21 protein-coding genes are annotated in these 21,127 nt (G+C 74.4%); 12 read left to right on the forward strand and 9 right to left on the reverse strand.

Annotated elements, in window-relative coordinates:
• Nucleotides 1-126: 126 nt before the first annotated feature.
• The gene (locus ADL22_RS33265) at nucleotides 127-1,035 is read left to right on the forward strand and encodes a Gfo/Idh/MocA family protein (RefSeq protein WP_066988329.1); all 909 of its coding nucleotides are present in this window, start codon (nucleotides 127-129) and stop codon (nucleotides 1,033-1,035) included.
• Here ADL22_RS33265 and lnt read toward each other — a convergent pair.
• The 5 genes from lnt to ADL22_RS33290 all read right to left on the reverse strand — a co-directional run bounded on the left by lnt (nucleotide 1,032) and on the right by ADL22_RS33290 (nucleotide 7,523).
• Nucleotides 1,032-2,663: an apolipoprotein N-acyltransferase gene (gene lnt / locus ADL22_RS33270; RefSeq protein WP_079064630.1), complete on the reverse strand. Its 1,632-nt coding sequence runs from the start codon at nucleotides 2,661-2,663 to the stop codon at nucleotides 1,032-1,034. The two genes, ADL22_RS33265 and lnt, sit on opposite strands and share 4 nt — an antisense overlap.
• Before the next feature lie 185 nt (nucleotides 2,664-2,848).
• Nucleotides 2,849-4,777 carry an ABC transporter ATP-binding protein gene (locus ADL22_RS33275; protein WP_066988330.1) on the reverse strand — a complete coding sequence of 643 codons (1,929 nt, stop codon included), beginning with the start codon at nucleotides 4,775-4,777 and terminating at the stop codon, nucleotides 2,849-2,851.
• 194 nt (nucleotides 4,778-4,971) lie between these two features.
• Nucleotides 4,972-5,460, reverse strand: coding sequence for a glutathione peroxidase (locus ADL22_RS33280; RefSeq protein ID WP_066988331.1), 489 nt, complete (start codon nucleotides 5,458-5,460; stop codon nucleotides 4,972-4,974).
• Nucleotides 5,420-5,728, reverse strand: a complete 309-nt coding sequence (locus tag ADL22_RS33285) for a hypothetical protein (protein WP_066988332.1) — start codon at nucleotides 5,726-5,728, stop codon at nucleotides 5,420-5,422. Before ADL22_RS33285 ends, ADL22_RS33280 begins: the two co-directional genes overlap by 41 nt.
• A gap of 160 nt (nucleotides 5,729-5,888) precedes the next feature.
• Entirely contained in the window at nucleotides 5,889-7,523 is a 1,635-nt protein-coding gene (locus ADL22_RS33290) for an FAD-dependent oxidoreductase (RefSeq protein ID WP_066988333.1), read from the reverse strand.
• A 291-nt stretch (nucleotides 7,524-7,814) separates the two neighbouring features.
• On the opposite strand from ADL22_RS33290, the gene ADL22_RS33295 reads away from it, so the two are divergent.
• The 7 genes from ADL22_RS33295 to ADL22_RS33325 all read left to right on the forward strand — a co-directional run bounded on the left by ADL22_RS33295 (nucleotide 7,815) and on the right by ADL22_RS33325 (nucleotide 13,177).
• The gene (locus tag ADL22_RS33295) at nucleotides 7,815-8,933 is read left to right on the forward strand and encodes a SchA/CurD-like domain-containing protein (protein ID WP_066988334.1); all 1,119 of its coding nucleotides are present in this window, start codon (nucleotides 7,815-7,817) and stop codon (nucleotides 8,931-8,933) included.
• A 97-nt stretch (nucleotides 8,934-9,030) separates the two neighbouring features.
• Nucleotides 9,031-9,465: a cupin domain-containing protein gene (locus tag ADL22_RS33300; protein WP_066988335.1), complete on the forward strand. Its 435-nt coding sequence runs from the start codon at nucleotides 9,031-9,033 to the stop codon at nucleotides 9,463-9,465.
• Entirely contained in the window at nucleotides 9,462-10,730 is a 1,269-nt protein-coding gene (locus ADL22_RS33305; RefSeq protein WP_066988336.1) for a beta-ketoacyl-[acyl-carrier-protein] synthase family protein, read from the forward strand. Before ADL22_RS33300 ends, ADL22_RS33305 begins: the two co-directional genes overlap by 4 nt.
• The gene (locus ADL22_RS33310) at nucleotides 10,727-11,989 is read left to right on the forward strand and encodes a beta-ketoacyl synthase N-terminal-like domain-containing protein (protein WP_066988337.1); all 1,263 of its coding nucleotides are present in this window, start codon (nucleotides 10,727-10,729) and stop codon (nucleotides 11,987-11,989) included. Before ADL22_RS33305 ends, ADL22_RS33310 begins: the two co-directional genes overlap by 4 nt.
• A gap of 12 nt (nucleotides 11,990-12,001) precedes the next feature.
• On the forward strand, nucleotides 12,002-12,319 hold the full coding sequence (locus ADL22_RS33315) for an acyl carrier protein (protein ID WP_079064631.1): 318 nt from the start codon (nucleotides 12,002-12,004) through the stop codon (nucleotides 12,317-12,319).
• A 1-nt stretch (nucleotide 12,320) separates the two neighbouring features.
• On the forward strand, nucleotides 12,321-12,797 hold the full coding sequence (locus ADL22_RS33320; RefSeq protein ID WP_066988338.1) for an SRPBCC family protein: 477 nt from the start codon (nucleotides 12,321-12,323) through the stop codon (nucleotides 12,795-12,797).
• Between the two features lie 47 nt (nucleotides 12,798-12,844).
• On the forward strand, nucleotides 12,845-13,177 hold the full coding sequence (locus ADL22_RS33325; protein WP_066988339.1) for a TcmI family type II polyketide cyclase: 333 nt from the start codon (nucleotides 12,845-12,847) through the stop codon (nucleotides 13,175-13,177).
• Nucleotides 13,178-13,265: 88 nt separating this feature from the next.
• Here ADL22_RS33325 and ADL22_RS33330 read toward each other — a convergent pair whose 3' ends face one another.
• The 4 genes from ADL22_RS33330 to ADL22_RS33345 all read right to left on the reverse strand — a co-directional run bounded on the left by ADL22_RS33330 (nucleotide 13,266) and on the right by ADL22_RS33345 (nucleotide 16,641).
• Nucleotides 13,266-14,297, reverse strand: coding sequence for a methyltransferase (locus ADL22_RS33330; RefSeq protein ID WP_066988340.1), 1,032 nt, complete (start codon nucleotides 14,295-14,297; stop codon nucleotides 13,266-13,268).
• Nucleotides 14,294-15,463 carry a right-handed parallel beta-helix repeat-containing protein gene (locus tag ADL22_RS33335; protein WP_079064632.1) on the reverse strand — a complete coding sequence of 390 codons (1,170 nt, stop codon included), beginning with the start codon at nucleotides 15,461-15,463 and terminating at the stop codon, nucleotides 14,294-14,296. The genes ADL22_RS33330 and ADL22_RS33335 overlap by 4 nt, the downstream gene beginning before the upstream one ends.
• Before the next feature lie 77 nt (nucleotides 15,464-15,540).
• Nucleotides 15,541-15,738 (reverse strand): hypothetical protein, encoded by a 198-nt coding sequence (locus ADL22_RS33340; RefSeq protein ID WP_066988341.1) that lies wholly within the window; start codon nucleotides 15,736-15,738, stop codon nucleotides 15,541-15,543.
• Between the two features lie 60 nt (nucleotides 15,739-15,798).
• The gene (locus ADL22_RS33345; RefSeq protein WP_066988342.1) at nucleotides 15,799-16,641 is read right to left on the reverse strand and encodes a TetR/AcrR family transcriptional regulator; all 843 of its coding nucleotides are present in this window, start codon (nucleotides 16,639-16,641) and stop codon (nucleotides 15,799-15,801) included.
• A 167-nt stretch (nucleotides 16,642-16,808) separates the two neighbouring features.
• Here ADL22_RS33345 and ADL22_RS33350 point away from each other — a divergent pair, with 167 nt between their 5' ends.
• The 4 genes from ADL22_RS33350 (at nucleotide 16,809) to ADL22_RS33365 (ending at nucleotide 20,752) form a co-directional block, all read left to right on the forward strand.
• Nucleotides 16,809-19,049, forward strand: coding sequence for an ATP-binding cassette domain-containing protein (locus ADL22_RS33350; RefSeq protein ID WP_234430958.1), 2,241 nt, complete (start codon nucleotides 16,809-16,811; stop codon nucleotides 19,047-19,049).
• A gap of 30 nt (nucleotides 19,050-19,079) precedes the next feature.
• Complete coding sequence (locus ADL22_RS33355; protein WP_066988343.1) at nucleotides 19,080-19,952, forward strand: siderophore-interacting protein; 873 nt, start codon at nucleotides 19,080-19,082, stop codon at nucleotides 19,950-19,952.
• A gap of 136 nt (nucleotides 19,953-20,088) precedes the next feature.
• Nucleotides 20,089-20,289, forward strand: coding sequence for a hypothetical protein (locus ADL22_RS33360; RefSeq protein ID WP_066988344.1), 201 nt, complete (start codon nucleotides 20,089-20,091; stop codon nucleotides 20,287-20,289).
• 61 nt (nucleotides 20,290-20,350) lie between these two features.
• A complete protein-coding gene (locus tag ADL22_RS33365; protein ID WP_066988346.1) occupies nucleotides 20,351-20,752 on the forward strand; it encodes a DUF6126 family protein in 402 nt (133 codons plus the stop codon).
• The last annotated feature ends 375 nt before the right edge of the window (nucleotides 20,753-21,127 follow it).

Genomic DNA, 21,127 nt, shown 5'->3' on the forward strand with positions numbered 1-21,127 from the left:
ACCCCGCACCCCCGCTCTCGTCCCCCCACGCGCCCTCCCCGCCCCCTCACCCGCCCCCGCCCCGTAAGCTCCCAGCCGGTGCCCGGAAAGCCGGGGGCCGGGACGGCGGAGCGAGGGAGACGCGGAGTGAAGGTCGGCTGCATCGGGCTGGGAGACATCGCGCGGAAGGCGTACCTGCCCGTGCTGGGCGCGCTGCCCGGGATCGAGCTGCACCTCCAGACCCGCGACCCGGAGCGGCTGCGGGCGGCCGGCGACCGCTGGCGGGTGCCCGCCCGGCAGCTCCACGCCGATCTGGACTCGCTGCTCGCCGCCCGCCCGGACGCCGCCTTCGTGCACGCCGCGACCGTCGCCCACCCGGAGATCGTCACCCGGCTCGTCGAGGCCGGCGTGCCGACCTACGTGGACAAGCCGATCGCCTACGAAATCGCCGACACCCGGCGGATCGTGGAGCTCGCCGAGCGGCGCGGAGTGGGCCTGGCGGTCGGCTTCAACCGCCGTTACGCGCCCGGGTACGCCGGGTGCCTGGACCATCCGCGCGAGCTGATCCTGATGCAGAAGAACCGCACCGGGCTGCCCGAGGACCCGCGCACGATGGTGCTGGACGACTTCATCCACGTCGTGGACACCCTGCGGTTCCTGGTGCCGGGCGAGATCGGCCAGGTGGACGTGCGGGCCCGGGTCCGGGACGGGCTGATGGACCACGTGGTGCTCCAGCTGTCCGGCGACGGCTTCACCGCCATCGGCACCATGAACCGCCGCAGCGGCTCGGTGGAGGAGCTGCTGGACGTCTCCGGCGGGGACGCCCGGCGCCAGGTCGCCAACCTCGCCGAGGTGATCGACCACGACGGCCGCCCCAGCGTCCGGCGCCGCGGCGACTGGGAGCCGGTGGCCCGCCAGCGCGGTATCGAGCAGGTCGTCCTGGCCTTCCTGGACGACGTCCGGGCCGGGCGGAAGCCGTCCGCGCGGGACGCGCTGCGCACCCACGAGCTGTGCGAACGGGTGGTCACCGACGCCCTCGCACAGGCCGCGCGCTAAAGCCCCCGCCGCGCCCGCACCCGCCGGCCCGCCCGCACCCGCTGACGCGCCCGGAGCCGGGGACCCGTACCCGCTCGCTGACGGGGCCTGAGCCGCTGCCCCGTGCTGACCGCCCGCCGCGTCCGGATGCCCCGTCCCGCCGCCACCAGCCCGTAGGCCAGCAGCGCGGCGACCGCCCCGTACACCGCCCAGTCGCCCCACCGGGTGTACGGGCTGGTGCCGTGCGCCAAGGGCACGTCGTAGACCGCGGCCGCGGTGCGGTCGGTGCCCAGCCGCGGCCCGACCCCTTCACCGCGCGGCCCGTACACCGCGCTGATCCCGGTGAGCGTGGCGTGCACCATCGGGCGCCAGGTCTCGGCGGCGCGCAGCGCGCCCAGCGAGGCGTGCTGCGCGGGCGCCCAGCTGTCCTGGAACGTCGCCGTCGAGGACTGGGCGACCAGCAGCCGCGCGCCGTCGCCGGCCAGGTGGCGGCTCATGTCCGGGAACGCGGTCTCGAAGCACACCAGCGGCCCGATCCGCAGACCGCCCGCGGCGGGGACCGGCAGTACGACCTGGTGGGTGCCGCGCCGCCGGTCGCTGGCGGCGGCCTTGCCCACGCGCGTCGCCCAGCCCAGGACGGACCGGGCCGGTATGTACTCGCCGAACGGCACCAGCCGCATCTTGGCGTAGCGGTCCCCGGTCGGGCCCCGCGGGCCGATCAGCACCGCGCTTTTCGAGATGCCGGACCCGTCGGAGCGCGGGGCGTCGGCGTTGACCAGCAAATCAGCGCCGGTCCGCCGGGACAGCGCGGCCAGCCGGGCGGCGAGCGCCGGGTGGTCGGCCGGGTCCTGGGTGAGGCTGCTCTCGCCCCAGACCACCAGGTGCACCCCGCGGCCCGCCAGGGCGCCGGTGAGCTCCTCGGCGCGGGCCAGCCGCGCGCTCGGCGTACCGCCGGGGCCCGGCTGGACGACCGCGAGCCGCACCGTCCCGGCGGGCCGGGGGAGCGGTGCCCACAGCCAGGCCGCGGTGGCGGCCAGCGCGCACACCAGCAGCCCGGCGACGGCGGGGCGGCGGGCCGTGCGGACGGCGAGCAGCGCGGCCAGCGCGGTGTTCACCGCCACGATCAGCAGGCTCACCAGCCACACCCCGCCCAGCGACGCCAGCCGCAGCGCCGGCGGCACCGGCCACTGACTGGCCCCCAGCAGCCCCCACGGGCCGCCCAAGTACTCCCAGGACCGGACCAGTTCGACCATCAGCCAGCCGGACGGCACCAGCACCAGCGCGGCGGCGGCCCGCCCCGGGCCCGGCCGCCCGCCCAGCAGCGCCCGCACCAGCATCCCCCAGGGCGCCCACAGCGCCCCCAGCAGCAGCGCCAGTACGAGGATGAAGACGTGCAGGCTCGGCAGCAGCCAGTGGTGCACCGCCAGCATGAAGCCGGCGCCGCCCAGCCAGCCGTACAGCGCGGCCCGGCGCGCGGTGGCCGCCGACCGCACCAGCAGCAGCCACGGCACCAGCGCGGCGTACGCCAGCCACCACCACGACGGTGCGGGGAAGGCCAGGGCGGGCAGCGCGCCGGCGAGCGCGGCCGCCGCTCCGCCGGCCCAGGGGGAATCGGTCCACCGGGCCCGGTGGCCGAGCGGTATGTCCATGCGGGCTCCCTGCTGTCGTGCCGGCGCCGCGCGGTGCGGGCGTGTCCCGCTGATATCTCTTGCCACGCTCAAGGGTTGTCAGGCGTGCGCGGCTCCCGCCACTTCTCGTGCGCTGCCGGATGACGGCACCCGGCACGGTACGCGCGCGGGCCCCGCCGGAGACGACGGGGCCCGCGCGGCGCGGTTCAGTTCACCAGGGACGGCTCGGCGGCCGCCTCCGGTCCGGCGGCCGCGGCGTCCGGGGAGCCGGCCGGCGCGGCGGCGAACTGCGTGCGGTACAGCTCGGCGTACCGGCCGCCGGCCGCCAGCAGCGTCTCGTGCGTGCCCCGCTCGACGATCCGCCCGCCCTCGATGACGAGGATCAGATCGGCCGCCCGCACGGTCGACAGCCGGTGGGCGATCACCAGGGCCGTCCGCCCGTCCAGCGCCTCGGTCAGCGCCTCCTGGACGGCCGCCTCGGAGGTGTTGTCCAGATGGGCGGTGGCCTCGTCCAGGATCACCACTCGGGGGTGCGCCAGCAGCAGCCGGGCGATGGTCAGCCGCTGCCGCTCACCACCGGAGAGGCGGTAGCCCCGTTCGCCGACGACGGTGTCCAGACCGTCCGGCAGCGAGGCGATCAGCGTATCCAGCCGGGCCCGGCGCAGGGCGTCCCACAGCTCGTCCTCGGTGGCCTCCGGGCGGGCCAGGAGGAGGTTCTCCCGGATGGAGTCGTGGAAGAGGTGGCCGTCCTGGGTGACCATGCCCAGCGTGTCCCGCAGCGAGGCGGCGGTCAGCTCGCGGACGTCCACGCCGGCCAGCCGCACCGCGCCGGCGTCCGCGTCGTACAGCCGCGGCAGCAGCTGGGCGATGGTGGACTTGCCGGCGCCCGAAGAGCCGACCAGGGCGACCATCTGGCCCGGCTCGGCGCGGAACGAGATGCCGTGCAGGACCTCCTCGCCGCCCCGGGTGTCGAGGGTGGCGACCTCCTCCAGGGAGGCCAGCGAGACCTTGTCGGCGGCCGGGTAGCCGAACCGCACACCGTCGAACTCCACCGCCACCGGGCCCTCGGGCACCGGGCGGGCGTCCGGCTTCTCGGTGATCAGCGGCTTGAGGTCCAGCACCTCGAAGACCCGCTCGAAGCTGACCAGCGCGCTCATCACCTCGATGTGCGCCCCGGACAGCGCGGTCAGCGGGGCGTACAGCCGGGTCAGCAGCAGCGCCAGCGAGACGATCGCGCCCGCCTCCAGCTGGTGGCGCAGCGCCAGGAACCCGCCCAGCCCGTACACCACGGCCAGCGCCAGCGCGGAGACCAGCGTCAGCGCGGTGACGAAGTACGTCTGCACCATCGCCGAGCGGACGCCGATGTCGCGCACCCGGCGGGCCCGGGCGGCGAACTCCGCGGACTCCCGGGCCGGCCGGCCCATCAGCTTGACGAGGGTGGCGCCGGGCGCCGAGAACCGCTCGGTCATCTGGGTGCCCATCGCGGCGTTGTGGTCCGCGCCCTCGCGCCGCAGCGCCGCCAGCCGCCGCCCCACCATCCGGGCCGGCAGCACGAACAGCGGCAGCAGCACCAGCGCGATCAGGGTGATCTGCCAGGACAGGGTGAGCATCACGGCGAGCGTCAGCAGCAGCGTGACGATGTTGCTGACCACCCCGGACAGGGTGTCGCTGAACGCCCGCTGGGCGCCGATCACATCGTTGTTGAGCCGGCTGACCAGGGCGCCGGTGCGGGTGCGGGTGAAGAAGGCGATCGGCATCCGCTGGACGTGGTCGTAGACGGTGGTCCGCAGGTCCAGGATCAGGCCCTCGCCGATGCTCGCCGACAGCCAGCGGGTCACCAACCCCAGCCCCGCCTCGGCCAGCGCGATGGCGGCGATCAGCCCGGACAGCCACAGCACCGTTCCGGCCGCGCGGCCGCCCACGATCGCGTCCACCACCCGCCCGGCGAGCAGCGGCGTGGCCACCGCGAGCAGCGCGGTGACGGTGCTCAGCAGCAGGAACCACACCAGCATCCGGCGGTGCGGGCGGGCGAAGGCCGCGATCCGCCGCAGGGTGCCCCGGGAGAAGCGGCGCTTCCCCTGCTGGGCGGTCATCGAGCTGTGCAGCGCGTGCCAGGCGGTGACTTCCATGTCCATCGCGGCCTCCTGAATGCCGGGTTCCTCATCACGGTGATCGCCGTGAGCGGCCGGCGACAGGGAAGAACCTAGAACCTAAACCAATCTTCAGGTCAAGGGATTCCGCTTCCGTCACCCCACCGTGACGCGCCTGTGGGGCCGGGCGGGCGGCGCGCACCGGCCCCGCCCCGCCCGCCGCCAACGGGACCGCCCGATCAGGCCGGCAGCGCCGCCTCGATCGCCGCGACCAGCTCCGCGTCCTCCGGCTCGGTCCGCGGCCGGAACCGGCCGGCCACCTCACCATCGGCGCCGATCAAGAACTTCTCGAAGTTCCACTGCACGTCCCCGGCTGCCCCCTCGGCGTCCGGCACCGCCGTCAGCGCGGCGTACAGCGGGTGCCGGTGCTCGCCGTTGACGTCGGTCTTCTCGAACAGCGGGAAGCTGACGCCGTACGTCGCCGAGCAGAACGTGGCGATCTCCTCGGCCGTACCGGGCTCCTGGCCCGCGAACTGGTTGCTGGGGAAGCCCAGCACGCTGAACCCGCGGCCGGCGTACCGCTGCTGGAGCCGCTCCAGACCGGCGTACTGCGGGGTCAGCCCGCACTTGGACGCCACATTGACCACCAGCAGGGCCGAACCGCGGTAGTCGGCCAGGGAAGCGGGCTCACCGGTCAGGGTGCGCAGCGGGATGTCGTACAGGCTCATGCTCGGGCTCCTCGGTACGGGTACGCGGCCGGGGCCGGCCGTCGCCGTCCCCAACAACCGCGCCCGGCCTGATCTTCCCCGGGGGCTCGTCGACCGGCCAGGTGACCACGGGTCGCACCGCCCCGGCCCGCCACTCCTTGAGCAGCTGGTCGAAGATCGGCGTGTCCTCCTCGACCCGGCGGCGCGCGGCGGGCGGCGGCAGCCGGGGCGGCTGGTGCGGCAGCGAGATGCGCTGGAAGGGGTGGCCCGGTCTCTTCTTGGCGTCCATGCCCCGGACTCAACACCAGAACGCCGCGCGAGCGCCGCCGACCGGGCCGGTGCGGGCGCCAGATGCCCCCTGCGGCGGTGACGGTCAGAAGATACGTTCCAGGGCCGGCCGGGCGGCACTCCGCCCCGGCCGGCCCCGCGCTCCCGGTGCCCGGCGCCCGTCAGGCGCGGCGCAGCAGACCGCCCAGCACCTCGCGCAGCGCGCCCTCCGGGTCGGCCACCCGGCCCTCCGCGCGCCAGGCCACGAAACCGTCCGGCCGCACCAGCACCGCGCCCTCCGGCCCGGTCCCGTGCGCCTCCGCCCAGTCGGCGCCCTCCTCGGGCACCAGGTCCGCGTCGGCGCCGCTGCCGAGCCGGTAGTGGTCCAGCCGCGCCGTCCAGTGGGCGGCCGCCGCCTCCGCCGCGGCCCGCCACGCCTTTCCCTCCTCGGTGCCGGTCAGCAGGACGAACGACCGCTCGTAGAGGTCCAGGGTGGAGCGGCGGCCGTCCTCCGCGCGCAGCCACAGGTGCGGCGCCCGGGTGCCCGGCTCGCCGGTCAGCCGCATCTGCTCGGGCACCACCGGCAGGTCCGGGTCGGTGCCGAGGACCGCGCCGCGCGGGTAGCAGTAGCCCAGCGCCACGGTCAGCACCCCGCGCTGGCGGCCGCCGGCCCCGGGCGCCGGCACGTAGCCGGGGTGGCTGTGCTCGGCGGACCGCGCCGAGGCCCGCACGCTGGTCACCTCGGCCACCGGGCGGCGCTCCTCCTCGTAGCTGTCGAGCAGCGCCGGGTCCGCGGCGCCGTCGAGCACCGCGGCCAGCTTCCAGGCGAGGTTGTGCGCGTCCTGGATACCGGTGTTGGAACCGAACGCCCCGGTGGGCGACATCTCGTGGGCCGAGTCGCCGGCCAGGAAGACCCGGCCCGCGGAGTACCGCTCGGCGACCCGCTCCGCGGCGTGCCACGGCGCCTTGCCGGTGATCTCAACGGCCATACCGGGTACGCCCGTTGCCCGCCGGATGTGGTCCACGCACCGCTCGTCGGTGAAGTCCTCCAGCGTCTCGCCGCGGTCGGGGTGCCAGGGGGCGTGGAAGACCCACTCGGCGCGGTTGTCGACCGGCAGCAGCGCCCCGTCGGCCTCCGGGTTCGTCAGATAGCAGGCGATGAACCGGCGGTCGCCGACCGCGTCGGCCAGCTCCGGCGCCCGGAAGGTGATGCTGACGTTGTGGAAGAGGTCGCCGGAGCCCGTCTGGCCGATGCCCAGCCGCTCCCGCACCGGGCTGCGCGGCCCGTCCGCGGCGATCAGGTAGTCGGCGCGCACGGTGGTGCGCTCCCCGGTCTCCCGGCTCCGCACCACCGCGCTCACCCCGTCGCCGTCCTGTTCGAACGACTCCAGCTCGGTGCCGAACCGCAGCTCCCCGCCCAGCTCCCGGGCGCACCGCACCAGCACCGGCTCCAGGTCGTTCTGGCTGCACAGGCACCAGCCGGTGGGGCTGAACCGGGCCAGCCCGCCGCCCGGGTCGATCTCCCGGAACAGCCACTCCGCGTCGTCACCGGTCAGCGAACGGGCCTGGAGGATCCCGTGGTTGTCGGCCAGCACCGAGGCCGCCTCGCGGATCCGCCGCTCGGCGCCGGCCACCCGGTACAGCTCCATCGTGCGGACGTTGTTGCCCCGTCCGCGGGGGTGCCGCGAGGTGCCCGCGTGCTTCTCGACCAGGAGGTGCGGAACGCCCAGGCGTCCCAGGAACAGCGAGGCGGACAGGCCCACCAGGGACCCGCCGACGATGAGGACCGGCACCCGGTCTTCGGCCTTGGGATTCATGTCGTGGCTCCAGCTCCAGCGGCGTGTACGGGAGATGGAGCAACGCATGCCCGGCCCGCGCCGCGTTCGATCACGGTTCACCTGCATGGCTCACAGATCTCGCGCCGACCGTGGGTCTTGGCCACGATCGAATCCGGACCGCCCCCCGCGACACGCCGGGCCGGCTGTCCCCCCATCCGGCTCAGTCGCCCGGATCGCACCGGGAGACCGGTCAGGCACCGGAAACCCGGACCGCGCCGGAACTGACGACGCACCACAGGGGCCCCGCGCCCCGGAGGAGATGCGTAGACGATGACAACGCTGTCGGAACGAATATCGCAGTCCGCCTTCGACGGCTCCAGGCTCCGGGTCGTACTGCTGCTGGACCTCCAGGAAGGCGCGCAGCAGCGCTTCCTCGAAGCGTACGAGCAGCTGCGGAACCAGGTGGCCTCGGTCCCCGGCCACATCACCGACCAGCTGTGCCAGTCCATCGAGAACCCCTCGCAGTGGCTGATCACCAGCGAGTGGGAGAGCGCCCCGCCGTTCCTCGCCTGGGTCAACAGCGAGGAGCACGTCAAGATGGTGCAGCCGCTGCACAGCTGCGTCCGCGACACCCGCTCCCTGCGCTTCAGCGTCCTGCGCGAGACCTCCAACGTCGCCGCCCTCGCCCCCGAGCCCCCCAAGGGCCGCCTCCAGGCCAACCCCCGCGTCGGGGACGGCGTGGTCCGGCACGCCCTCACCTTCACCGTGAAGCCGGGCAGCGAGCCGATCGTCGCCGACATCCTCGCCGGCTACACCTCCCCGGCCGCCCGGGTCGACGACACCACCCGGCTGCGCCGCACCTCCCTCTTCATGTACGGCAACCGCGTGGTGCGGGCCATCGAGGTGCAGGGCGATCTGATCGCCGCGCTGCGCCACGTCTCCCGGCAGCCCGAGGTCCGGGCCGTCGAGGAGGCCATCAACCCCTACCTGGAGCAGGACCGGGACCTCAACGACCCCAACTCCGCCCGGGTGTTCTTCACCCGCGCCGCGCTGCCCGCCGTGCACCACGTCGCGGCCGGCGGCCAGGAGCCCGCGGACGTCGCCCGGCACGCGCTCTTCTACCCGGCCAAGCCCGGCTTCGGGATGACGCTGGCCAAGATGCTCGCCCGCCAGGACGAGGAGGCCGCCGACGACCCGGCGTGCCCGGTCTACGGCAGCACCATCTTCCAGCGCGACGACATCGTCGTCCGCCTCATCGACCTCAAGGCGCCCATCGACAAGGACCCGCTGGTCTCCCTGGGCGCCCGCGGCCCCCGCAAGCTCGCCGTGCTGCGGCGGCTGCTCGACCGCGACGTGGCCGGCGGCCTGACCACCGACCGCGAACTGGCCGCCTTCCTGGCCCGCGCCGACATGGACCTGATCACCGACCGCCGGGCCCCGGACGCCTGACCGCACCGGCCGCCCGCCGGCGGGCGGCCCCCGGCCGGACCGGCCGCACCATCCGTCCCCTGCCATCCACCGGCATCACGCCCTGGAGGAATCAGCCATGACCACGCACCGCCCACGCATCGTGGACCTCAGCGAGACCCAGCCCAACCGCCGGCGCGGAGGTGACCTGCGCGCCATGCTGACACCCAGCGCGGTGGGATCCACGAGCGGCTTCATGGGCATGGCACTCGTCCAGCCCGGCGAGCGCATCGGTGAGCACTACCACCCCTACTCCGAGGAGTTCGTCTACGTCGTCCAGGGCGCCCTGGAGGTCGACCTGGACGGCGAGACCTTCCCGCTCCGCCCGGACCAGGGCCTGATGATCCCCCCGTACATGCGGCATCGGTTCCGCAACGTCGGGAGCACCGAGGCCCGGATGGTCTTCCACCTCGGCCCGCTGGCCCCGCGCCCCGAGCTCGGCCACGTCGACACCGAGGGGACCGAGGAGGGCACACCGGCCGCGCCGCCCGAACGCGCGGAGCCGGTGTCATGACCCGCCGCGTGGCGGTCACCGGCGTCGGCATCGTCGCCCCGGGCGGTGTGGGGATCCCCGCGTTCTGGGACCTGCTCTCCAACGGGCGGACGGCCACCCGTGGCATCACCCTCTTCGACCCGGCCGGCTTCCGGTCCCGGATCGCCGCCGAATGCGACTTCGATCCGGCCGCGCACGGCCTGACCGGGGAGCAGGTGGCACAGCAGGACCGGTACATCCAGTTCGCCCTGGTCGCCGCGGCGGAGGCGCTGCGCGAGGCCGGCCTGGACATGGACCGGGAGGACCCCTGGCGGGTCGGGGTGTCCCTGGGGACCGCGGTCGGCGGCACCACGCGCCTGGAGCACGACTACGTGGCGGTCAGCGAGTCCGGCCGCCGCTGGGACGTCGACCCGCGGCCCGCCGGGCCGCATCTGCACCGGGCGTTCTCGCCCAGTTCGCTGGCGTCCGCGGTGGCGGAGCGGATCGGCGCGCACGGCCCGGTGCAGACCGTCTCGACCGGCTGCACCTCCGGCCTGGACGCGATCGGCTACGCCTTCCACTCCATCGAGGAGGGCCGGGTCGACGTCTGCGTGGCGGGCGCCTCCGACTCGCCGATCTCGCCGATCACCGTCGCCTGCTTCGACGCGATCAAGGCGACCTCCGCCAACAACGACGACCCCGAGCACGCCTCGCGGCCCTTCGACGCCCGGCGCGACGGATTCGTCATGGGGGAGGGCGGCGCCGTCCTCGTCCTGGAGGAGCTGGAGCACGCCCGGGCCCGCGGCGCCACCGTGCACTGCGAGATCCGCGGCTACGCCACCTTCGGCAACGCCTACCACATGACCGGCCTGACCCAGGAAGGTCTGGAGATGGCCGAGGCGATCAACCGCTCACTGGCCCACGCGCGACTCGACAGCACGCAGGTCGACTACGTCAACGCGCACGGCTCGGGCACCCAGCAGAACGACCGCCACGAGACCGCCGCGGTCAAGAAGTCGCTGGGCGCGCACGCCTACAAGGTGCCGATGAGCTCGATCAAGTCGATGGTGGGTCACTCGCTGGGCGCGATCGGCGCGATCGAGATCGTCGCCTGCGTCCTGGCGCTGACCCACCAGGTGGTCCCGCCGACCGCCAACTACGAGAACCCGGACCCGGAGTGCGACCTCGACTACGTGCCGAAGACCGCGCGGGAACTGCCGCTGCGGTCGGTGCTGTCCGTGGGCAGCGGATTCGGCGGCTTCCAGTCAGCCGTGGTCCTGACCAGGCCGGATGGGAGGACGACATGAACTCCCCGCACGAGCAGCACGGAAACCGGCAGTCCGTCGTCACCGGCATCGGTGTGATCGCCCCCAACGGGGCCAACACCGAAGCCTTCTGGAAGGCGACCAAGGAAGGCATCAGCGTCCTGGACACCGTCACCCGCGAAGGGTGCGAGGACCTGCCCCTGAAGGTCGCCGGCGAGGTCCGCGACTTCGACCCGGGCGAGCTGATCGAGGAGCGCTTCCTCGTCCAGACCGACCGGTTCACGCACTTCGCGATGGCCGCGGCCAACCTCGCCCTGGACGACGCCCTGATGGGCCGGGCCGACTACAACCGCTCACCGTTCGCGGTGGGAGTGGTGACCGCGGCCGGCTCCGGCGGCGGCGAGTTCGGCCAGCGCGAGCTCCAGCGGCTGTGGGGCCAGGGCTCGCGCTACGTCGGCCCGTACCAGTCCATCGCGTGGTTCTACGCGGCCAGCACCGGCCAGATCTCCATCCGCGGCGGCTTCAAGGGGCCGTGCGGCGTGGTGGCCAGTGACGAGGCGGGCGGCCTGGACGCCCTGGCGCACGCCGCCCGCACCATCCGCCGCGGCACCGACGCCGTGGTGGTGGGCGCCGCCGAGGCCCCGCTCGCCCCGTACTCGGTGGTCTGCCAGCTCGGCTACGAGGACCTCAGCCGCTGCCCCGACCCGGCCCGCGCCTACCGCCCGTTCACCGACGGGGCGTGCGGGTTCGTACCCGCCGAGGGCGGCGCGATGCTGGTCGTCGAGGAGCGCACGGCCGCCGAGGAGCGGGGCGCCCGGGCCCGGGCCGAACTGGCCGGGCACGCCGCCACCTTCACCGGCGCCGCCCTGTGGGAGGAGTCCCGCGAGGGGCTGGCCCACGCGATCGGCGGCGCGCTGGCGGACGCCGGCTGCGCGCCCGAGGAGATCGACGTGGTCTTCGCGGACGCCCTCGGCGTGGCCGCGGCCGACCGGGCCGAGGCGCTGGCCCTGGCCGACGCGCTGGGCCCGCACGCCTCCCGGATCCCGGTGACCGCGCCCAAGACCGGAATCGGCCGGGCGTACTGCGGCGCGCCCGTCCTCGACATCGCGGCCGCGGTGCTCGCCATGGAGAGCTCCGTCGTGCCGCCGACCCCCAACATCGTCGACGTCAGCGTGGACCTCGACGTGGTGACCGGCAGGTCCCGCGCCGCCGAGCTGCGGACGGCGCTGGTGCTGAGCCGGGGGCTGATGGGCTCCAACGCGGCGATGGTGCTGCGCCGGTGCGACAAGTCCCCCTCCTGAGAGGAGATTCCCATGTCCGACGAACTGACCCTGGACGAACTGGCCGCGCTGATGAAGTCGGCCGCCGGCCTGACCGTGGACCCCGCCGAGATGGCGGACCGGCCGGAGACCACCTTCGCCGAGTACGGCCTGGACTCGCTGGGCCTGCTGGGCATCGTGGGCGAGCTGGAGAACCGCTACGGGCGGCCGCTGCCCACCGACGCCGAGCGCGCCAAGACCCCCCGTGACTTCCTCGACCTCGTCAACGGCGACCCCGCCGGCGACCGCGGCGGCGCGGCCCGGAGCACCGCCCGCGCCGCATCCGACACCGTCACCACGACAGGAGCCTGATATGCCCGGCCACACCGAGAACGAGATCACCATCGCCGCCCCGCTCAGCCTGGTCTGGGACATGACCAACGACCTGGAGAACTGGCCGCACCTCTTCAGCGAGTACGCCTCGGTGGAGGTGCTGTCCCGGGAGGGCGAGACCACCACCTTCCGGCTGACCATGCACCCCGACGAGAACGGCCAGGTCTGGAGCTGGGTGTCCGAGCGCACCCCGGACCGGGGCGCGCTGACCGTCCGCGCCCGCCGGGTCGAGACCGGCCCGTTCAAGTTCATGGACATCTTCTGGAAGTACAAGGAGATCCCCGGCGGCACGTCCATGCACTGGACCCAGGACTTCGCGATGAAGCCCGAGGCGCCGGTCGACGACAAGGCCATGACCGAGCACATCAACCGCAACTCCCGGATCCAGATGGAGCTCATCCGGGACCGCATCGAGCAGCGCGACCGCGAACTGCGCGCCGCCGCCCCGGCCGGCTGACCGCCCGGCCGGAAACGGTCCGGCCGGCAACGAAGGGAAACCCCCCGATGCACCACGCCCTGATCGTCGCCCGGATGAAGCCCGGCTCGGCCCCCGACATCGCGCAGGTCTTCGCGGAGTCGGACCGGACGGAGCTGCCCCACCTGGTGGGCGTCAACCGGCGGACGCTCTTCCAGTTCGGTGACGTCTACCTGCACCTCATCGAATCCGACATCCCGCCCGGCCCGGAGATCGCCAAGGTGCACCAGCACCCGGAGTTCCAGGCCATCAGCCGGAAGCTGACGTCCTACGTCAGCGCCTACGACCCGGAGACCTGGCGCAGCCCCAAGGACGCCATGGCCCAGGAGTTCTACCGCTGGGAGCGGGACCGCGCCGGCTGATCCGGACCGGCGCCCGGTGACCGGCCTCCCCGTCATGTCCTGCGGGGAGGCCGCCGCCGGGCCGGTCCGGTCCGTCATCCGCGCCCGCTCACCCGGCCGGGACGGTGCACTCGAAGGCGTGCAGATACGGGTTGACCACCCGGATGTCGTGCACCATCAGCCCGGCGTCGGAGATGCGGCGGACCAGGCTCTCCTTGGTGTGCTTGGCGCCGCCCACGTTCAACAGCAGCAGCAGGTCCATGGCGGTGGTGAACCGCATCGACGGCGAGTCGTCGACGAGGTTCTCGATCACCACCACCCGGGCGCCGGGCCGGGCCGCGCCGACCACGTTGTGCAGCGTGCGGCGGGTGCTGTCGTCGTCCCACTCCAGGATGTTCTTGATGATGTACAGATCGGCCTGGACGGGGATGGCCTCGCGGCAGTCGCCGCCCACCGTCCGGGCTCGCCCGGCGAGCGGACCGCCGTCCCGCAGCCGCGGGTCGCAGGCGGCCACCACCGACGGCAGGTCCAGCAGGGTGCCGTGCAGCGAGGGGTACTTCTCCAGCAGCCGGGCCAGGACGTGGCCCTGCCCGCCGCCGATGTCCGCCACCGAGGAGACCCCGGTGAGGTCGAGGAGTTCGGCGATATCGCGCGCCGACTGCATGCTGGAGGTGGTCATCGCCTGGTCGAAGACCCGGGCGGACTCCGGCGCGTCCTCGTGGAGGTAGTCGAAGAACCCCTTGCCGTACAGATCGTCGAAGACGCTGCGGCCGGAGCGCACCGCGTCCTCCAGCCGCGGCCAGGCGTCCCAGGTCCACGGCTCGGTGCACCACAGCGAGATGGCGCGCAGGCTGTTCGGCGCGTCCTCGCGCAGCAGCCGGGACATCTCGGTGTGCGAGACCTTGCCGTCCTCGGTCTCCTCGAAGAGCCCGTAGCAGGACAGGGCCCGCAGCAGCCGGTGCAGCGGCCGCGGTTCGGTGCCCACCGAGGCGGCCAGCTCCTCGACGGTGGTGGGCTGCTCGCCCAGCGCGTCCGCCAGCCGGAGCCGGGCGGCCGCCCGGACCGCAGCGGCGCACGCGGCGCCGAAGATCAGTTCGCGCAGCCGCATGGCCGGCTGGGGGGTGGGGCTCACGGTGGTCATTCCGCCTCAATTCTCCCGTTGCGTGGTGGCTTTGCGTGGTCAGGGGTGCGGTGCTGCGGAGCGCGGTCCCCGCACAGGCCGGGCGGCCTGGAGGTCCGGCAGGTGTTGCGGATGAAGACGTTGCCCCGGCCGTCCGGGTCGGCGTTGATCAGATCCGCCGGGGCGTTGCGCAGCACGATGTTGTCGCGGACGAGATTGCGGTCGTTGGTGGCCTTGACGAAGCTGTGGAAGAGCACCACCCCGCCGGAGAGCGGCGAGGTGCCGGTGTTGTCGCGGACGAGGTTGTGCTGCACGAGGGAGTCCTCGGTGCCGGTGAGCACCACCCCGACGCCCTGGAGGAACGGCAGCCGCTTGGTCTTCGGGCAGAACTTGTTGTTCCGGGCGACCTCGTTGTCCCGGACGGTCAGCGCCCCGGCGCGCGGGCGGCCCTCGTCGCCGACCACGAACACCCCGGCGCAGTTGCCGGTGACGGTGTTGTGGCCGATCAGGAGGTTGCGGACGCGCCGCGCGGTGACGCCGATGCGGTTCCCGGCGAGGGTGTTCCGCACCAGCAGGGTGCCCCGCGTGTCGAGCGCGCCGCCCTCCTCCTCGACCACGTTCGCCACGAAGACCCCGGCGTCGCCGTTGTCCGTGATGTCGCTGTCCCGCACCGAGCTGCGTACCGACTTCTCCAGGCCGATGCCCCACTGGCCGTTGTGCCGGGCGCGGACCCGGTGGACCGTCAGCCCTTCGGTGCCCGAGGCCCAGACGCCGTTCCGCCGGAAGCCCTCCACGGTCAGCGACCGCAGATGGACATCGGTGAGCGGACCGCCCGCCCCGGCGGTGACGCAGATACCGTCGCCGTGCTGGCCGCAGGCGTTCTCCGCGCGGGTGGCGGGCGGCGCGAGCACCGTCCGCCGGCCGCTGCCGCGCAGCATCAGATGCGATTTGTCGATCCGTACGCTCTCGCGGTAGACGCCGGGCGCCAGGAATACCGTGTCGCCCGGCCGGGCCGCGTCCACCGCCCGCTGAACCGATTCGCCGGGCCGGACCAGCAGCACACCGCCGTCGCGGTCCGGTAGGGCCCGGGACGGCGGGGCCGCGCCGAGTACGCCGGCCAGTGCCGCCGCCGCGCACACCGGGGTGGTGATCCTTCGTGTCCTGTGCCTCACCTGTCGTAGCGCCATGAGCCGAAGCTATGGGCGATCACCGGCGCTCGCCACATGGGGTAGTCCGTTGATCGCGGTGCGTACGGGCGTTGGCGTTACGCGGGCGGGCCGGGCGGCCGGGAGCGGTCCGCGTCCGCGGCGGCCGGCGGCGGCCCGGCGTCCGACCCGGGATCAGCCGCCGTGCCCGCGGCGGAATCCGACGGGGCGTCAGCCGGGCCGTCCGGCGCCGCCTCCGCCAGCAGGGACGCCAGGCTGGCGGGCAGGAACCACGGGCGGAGGCGGGGGGCGGTCACGGATGCTCAACGCCACCGCCCCCGGGACGACACCGGTCCGGGGCCGTCCCGCCCGCTTCGTCACTCCAACGGCCCCGGCGCGGACGGCTCTCCGGCGCCCTGCCTGGCGATCGCGGCCTGCACGCCGTCCAGGATGACCGCCAGCCCCTCCTCGAACGTGATCCGCGCCTCGCGCTCCAGATACGAGCCGCCGTCCTCCTCGCCGGAGGGCGGGGTGGCGCCCTCGGTCTCCAGCCGGACCAGCAGCGGGAACCGTTCGGCGAAGTCCGGGACCACCTCGGTCAGCAGCCCGGCGCGGGTCTGCCACCACTCCTCGTCGCCCACCCCCGTCGCGGCCGCCGCCTGCCGGGACTCGGTGACGGTCTGCGCGGCGCCCCGGACGAAGTGGAAGAGCAGACCGGTGATCCGGCGCAGCGCGGCCGGCTCAAGCCCCGTGGCGAACAGCACCCGCAGCAGGGTCTCCACGGACGCGTACTCGTTCGGGCCCAGCACCGGGCGGGCCTGGGAGACCTGGAGCACCCAGGGGTGGCGGAGGTAGAACTCCCAGGTGTCGAAGGCCCAGGACGTCACCGCGGGGCGCCAGCCGGCCGCCAGGTCGTAGCCGGTGGGGAGTTCGCCCAGCGCGCGGTCGTACATCAGGTCCACCAGCTCGGTCTTGCCGGGGACGTAGGTGTACAGCGCCATGGCCGTCCGGCCCAGCCGCTCGCCGACCGTGCGCATGGACAGCGCCGCCATGCCCTCCGCGTCGGCCACCGCGATCCCGGCGTCCACGATCGCCGCGACGCTCAGCGCGGGCTTGGGGCCGCGCGCCCGGCGGGCCGCCGGCTCCCGCGCGCCGTCCGCCGCGCGCCACAGCAGGGACAGCGAACGGCGGGGATCCCCCTGGCCCGCGAATACCACCAACGCACTACTCCTTAGGGTGTAAAGTGAACCGATCCGAACCAACTCTTTATGGCGTAAGGATATCAGGGGAGGGTGTTGTGGGCAGCGACCTGGAAGCCGGGCGGGGCGGCCGGTCCGGGGCCGGTGCGGGGGAGCCGGCCGGTGCGGACAGCCATGAGGTGATCGAGGTGCGGGGCGCCCGGGAGAACAATCTCCGCGGTGTCGACGCCGATATCCCCAAGCGCCGGCTGACGGTATTCACCGGCGTTTCCGGATCGGGGAAGTCCTCCCTGGTCTTCGGCACCGTCGCCGCCGAGTCCCAGCGGCTGATCAACGAGACGTACTCGGCGTTCGTGCAGTCCTTCCTGCCGAACCGCCGCCGCCCGGACGTGGACGCGCTGCGCAACCTCAGCGCCGCGATCGTGGTCGGCCAGGAGCCGATGGGCGCCAACTCCCGCTCCACGGTCGGCACCGCCACCGACGCCCTGACCATGCTGCGGATCGTCTTCTCCCGGCTCGGCACCCCGTACGCCGGCACCTCCTCCGCCTTCAGCTTCAACAGCGCCGAGGGCATGTGCCCGGAGTGCCAGGGCCTCGGCCGCACCGCCACCCTCGACCCCGACGCGCTGGTGGACCCCACCCGCTCGCTCAACGAGGGCGCCATCACCGTGCCCGGCTTCGGCGTCGGCTCGTGGTACTGGCAGGTCTTCGTCCGGTCCGGCTATGCCGACCCCGACCGCAAGCTCGCCGACTACACCCCCGGGCAGTGGCAGGACTTCCTCCACCGCCCCGCCACCAAGATCAAGGGCAGCGGCTTCACCCACACCTACGAGGGCCTGCTGGTGAAGGTGCGCCGGCTCTACCTCGGCAAGGACCGGGAGGCCCTCAAGCCCCACCTGCGGGAGTTCGTGGACCGCGCGGTGACCTTCGCCGCCTGCCCGGCCTGCGGCGGCGCCCGGCTCAACGCCGCCGCCCTCGCCTCCCGGATAGCCGGCCGGAACATCGCCGAATGCGCCGCCCTCCAGATCACCGACCTCGCCGCCTTCGTCCGCACCCTCGACGCGCCCTCGGTGGCGCCCCTGGTCGCGGGCCTGACCGGCACCCTCGACGCGCTCATCGAGATCGGCCTGGGCTACCTCAGCCTGGACCGCGAGTCGGCCACCCTCTCCGGCGGCGAGGCCCAGCGGGTCCGGATGGTCCGCCACCTCGGCTCCAGCCTCACCGACCTCACCTACGTCTTCGACGAACCGACCGCCGGCCTGCACCCGCACGACATCCGGCGGATGAACGACCTGCTGCTGCGGCTGCGCGACAAGGGCAACACCGTCCTGGTCGTCGAGCACAAACCGGAGACCATCGCCCTCGCCGACCACGTCGTGGACCTCGGCCCGGGCGCCGGACCGGCCGGCGGCCGGATCTGCTACACCGGCGACGTCGCCGGACTCCGCGCCTCCGGCACCCTCACCGGACGCCACCTCGGCCACCGCGCCCGGCTGCGCGAGACGGTCCGCACGCCCAAGGGGCACCTCGCGATCACCGGCGCCACCCGCCACAACCTCAAGAACGTCGCCGTGGACCTCCCGCTCGGCGTGCTCACCGCCGTCACCGGCGTGGCCGGCTCCGGCAAGAGCTCCCTGATCCACGGCTCGCTCCCCGGGCGCGAGGGGGTGATCGTCGCCGACCAGTCCGCCATCCGCGGCTCCCGGCGCAGCAATCCGGCCACCTACACCGGACTGCTCGGGCCGATCCGCACCGCGTTCGCCCGCGCCAACGGCGTCAAGGCGTCCCTGTTCAGCGCCAATTCCGAGGGCGCCTGCCCCACCTGCAAGGGCCTCGGGCTCGTCTACACCGACCTGGCGATGATGGCCGGGGTGTCCTCGGTCTGCGAGCAGTGCGAGGGCCGCCGCTACACCCGCGAGGTGCTGGCTCACACCCTGCGCGGCAAGAACATCAGCGAGGTGCTGGCCATGGCGGTGGACGAGGCCCGGGAGTTCTTCCCCACCGGCCGGGCCCGCGCCGTCCTGGACCGGCTGCACGACGTGGGCCTGGGCTACCTCGGCCTGGGCCAGCCGCTGAACACCCTCTCCGGCGGCGAACGCCAGCGGCTCAAACTCGCCGTCCACATGGCCGAGAAGTCCGCCGTCTACCTCTTGGACGAACCCACCAGCGGCCTCCACCTCGCCGATGTCGACAAGCTGCTGGCCCTGCTGGACCGGCTGGTGGACGACGGCAACACCGTCATCGTCATCGAGCACCACCAGGCGGTCATGGCGCACGCCGACTGGATCGTCGACCTCGGCCCCGGCGCGGGCCACGACGGCGGCCGGATCGTCTTCACCGGCACGCCCCGGGAACTGGTCGAGACCGGCGACACGCTGACGGCCCGCCACCTGCGGGAGTACCTCGGCCCGGACCCGTACGCCCCCTGACCCCCCGCACCCGTACACCAAGGAGCCCCCATGACCGCCGCGCCCGTCGCCCTCCTCCACGTCACCGGCGTCCGCCGGATCACCCCGCGCATGGTGCGGGTGACCTTCGCCGGGGACGGCCTCGACGCCTTCCCCACCTGGCCCGACCAGCAGCTCAAACTCCTTTTCCCGCGGCCGGGCCAGAGCGCCCCCCGGCTCCCCGAGGCGCCCGCAGACGACGACGGGATGCGCTGGTACCAGGCGTTCCTCGCCCTCCCCGAGGACGAACGGCCCTGGATGCGCAGCTACACGGTGCGCGCCTACGACCCCGTCCGGCACCGCCTCACCGTCGACTTCGTCCTGCACGGCGACGCGGAGGCGGCCGGTCCGGCGACCCGCTGGGCGGCCACCGCCGCCCCCGGCGACACCCTCGCCCGCTACGGCCCGGCCGCCGCCTACGCCCGCCCGCTGCCGCTCGACACCCCGGGCCTGATCCTGCTCGCCGGCGACGAGACCGCGCTGCCGGCCATCGGCTCGCTGGCCGAGGCGCTGCCCGCCACCGCCCGCGCGCTCGCGTACATCGAGGTCGCCGGACCGGAAGAGGAGCAGCCGCTGTCGTCCCCGGCCGATCTCACCGTCCACTGGGTGCACCGCGACCGCGCCCCGGCCGGGCCCGGCGGGCCGCTGGCCACCGCGGTCCGCGCGGCCCGCCTCCCGGAGGCCCCGGCCTTCGCCTGGCTGGCCGGCGAGGCCGGCGCGGTGCGCGCGCTGCGCCGCCATCTGACCGCCGACCGCGGCCTGGACAAGCGCCTGATCGACTTCACCGGCTACTGGCGCCGCAGCCTCACCCAGGACGACGCCCCGACCGAGGAGGACCTCGCCGAGGCCCGGGAGCGCCTCGCGGCGGCCCGGGAGACCGGCTGACCGGCCCGGGAGTCCGGCGGACCCGCCCGGGCGCGCCCACCCGTTCAAGTCGGCGGGCCCGTCGTCTACAGTTGGGGAATTCCCCTGTTCAACGGATGAACGCGATGGCCGGTCGGCCTGAACGCGGAGGGCATGCGTGGGCGGTTTCGCCGAGTCGGTACGGGAACGGGTGCGCGCGGCGCGGGCCGCCGTCGAGGCGGCGCAGGCGGCCGACGACGCCTACGCGCTGGCCGTCGCGCAGGACGAACTGGACGACGCGCTGCGGATCGCGCGGTCCGTCGGCGTGGACCCCGACCGCGGCACCGGCGACGCTGCCCGCGGCGGGGCGGCGGAATGAGCGGCGCGGCACCGCGCCGGGCGGCCGCCGCCTCCGGCGCCACCGGAGCCGGGTGACCGCCGTGTCCGGCGCACCGCGACGCAAGGGGCCGCCGCCGTGGCGCGCGGTCCGCTCCCGCACCTGCATACCCCACCGCTCCGCCCGGGCCTGCCGGGGCCGCCGCCATCTCGGCCGCGGCCCGCTGCGCCCGGCCCGCGGCCACGGCCGGACCTGCCCGGAGGCCGCTGCCCGGCACCGCATGTCGCCCCGCTGCGGGGTCCGCCGGGCCCGCGCCACCGCCGTCCGCCCCGGCACCCGGCTGGCGCGGCTGCCCGCCACGGTGCTGGTGACCCACCGCGCGGCGGCCCACGAGGCGGCCCGCCGCAGCCTGTGGATACGCGTGCTGCTCTACATCGCCGTGACCCACCTCGTCCTGGTCTTCCTGGCCCTCGTGATCTACCTGGGACGCCACGCGGGCACCTGACCCGCCTCTCCGGCGCGCGGACACCCGGCCCGCCCCGGCTTACGGGCGCCCGGCCCGCTGCCCGGTCTACGGGCACCCGGCCCGCCCCGGCCCGCTGCGCCCGCCCCGAACCGCCGGGCCGCGCACCCCCATTGCCCCACCTCCGCGCCCCGGCGAACCTGTGGCGGAGCCGGGGGACCGCGCGTATCGTGACCGGGTCGCCAAGATCCCCGGCCCGCGCTCCCCGGTTTCCGGGCGCCGCGCCGTACCGTCCAGGAGGATGCCGTGCCGCCCCCGGCCCCTGGACCGGCGCCCCTGGTAGCGCCGTACCCGGTCCGCGCCCCCCGGCCGGATCCGCCCGCCGGCCGCCGCCCCGCGCCGCCCGGCCCCCACACC

The organism is Streptomyces sp. NRRL F-4489, from assembly GCF_001509485.1.
Lineage (GTDB): Bacteria > Actinomycetota > Actinomycetes > Streptomycetales > Streptomycetaceae > Streptomyces.

Coding starts and splice junctions, on each gene's coding strand:
- lnt (WP_079064630.1), bottom strand. CDS start 2,663: ATGGACATACCGCTCGGCCACCGGGCCCGGTGGACCGATTCCCCCTGG.
- ADL22_RS33275 (WP_066988330.1), bottom strand. CDS start 4,777: ATGGACATGGAAGTCACCGCCTGGCACGCGCTGCACAGCTCGATGACC.
- ADL22_RS33280 (WP_066988331.1), bottom strand. CDS start 5,460: ATGAGCCTGTACGACATCCCGCTGCGCACCCTGACCGGTGAGCCCGCT.
- ADL22_RS33285 (WP_066988332.1), bottom strand. CDS start 5,728: ATGGACGCCAAGAAGAGACCGGGCCACCCCTTCCAGCGCATCTCGCTG.
- ADL22_RS33290 (WP_066988333.1), bottom strand. CDS start 7,523: ATGAATCCCAAGGCCGAAGACCGGGTGCCGGTCCTCATCGTCGGCGGG.
- ADL22_RS33295 (WP_066988334.1), top strand. CDS start 7,815: ATGACAACGCTGTCGGAACGAATATCGCAGTCCGCCTTCGACGGCTCC.
- ADL22_RS33300 (WP_066988335.1), top strand. CDS start 9,031: ATGACCACGCACCGCCCACGCATCGTGGACCTCAGCGAGACCCAGCCC.
- ADL22_RS33305 (WP_066988336.1), top strand. CDS start 9,462: ATGACCCGCCGCGTGGCGGTCACCGGCGTCGGCATCGTCGCCCCGGGC.
- ADL22_RS33310 (WP_066988337.1), top strand. CDS start 10,727: ATGAACTCCCCGCACGAGCAGCACGGAAACCGGCAGTCCGTCGTCACC.
- ADL22_RS33315 (WP_079064631.1), top strand. CDS start 12,002: ATGTCCGACGAACTGACCCTGGACGAACTGGCCGCGCTGATGAAGTCG.
- ADL22_RS33320 (WP_066988338.1), top strand. CDS start 12,321: ATGCCCGGCCACACCGAGAACGAGATCACCATCGCCGCCCCGCTCAGC.
- ADL22_RS33325 (WP_066988339.1), top strand. CDS start 12,845: ATGCACCACGCCCTGATCGTCGCCCGGATGAAGCCCGGCTCGGCCCCC.
- ADL22_RS33330 (WP_066988340.1), bottom strand. CDS start 14,297: ATGACCACCGTGAGCCCCACCCCCCAGCCGGCCATGCGGCTGCGCGAA.
- ADL22_RS33335 (WP_079064632.1), bottom strand. CDS start 15,463: ATGGCGCTACGACAGGTGAGGCACAGGACACGAAGGATCACCACCCCG.
- ADL22_RS33355 (WP_066988343.1), top strand. CDS start 19,080: ATGACCGCCGCGCCCGTCGCCCTCCTCCACGTCACCGGCGTCCGCCGG.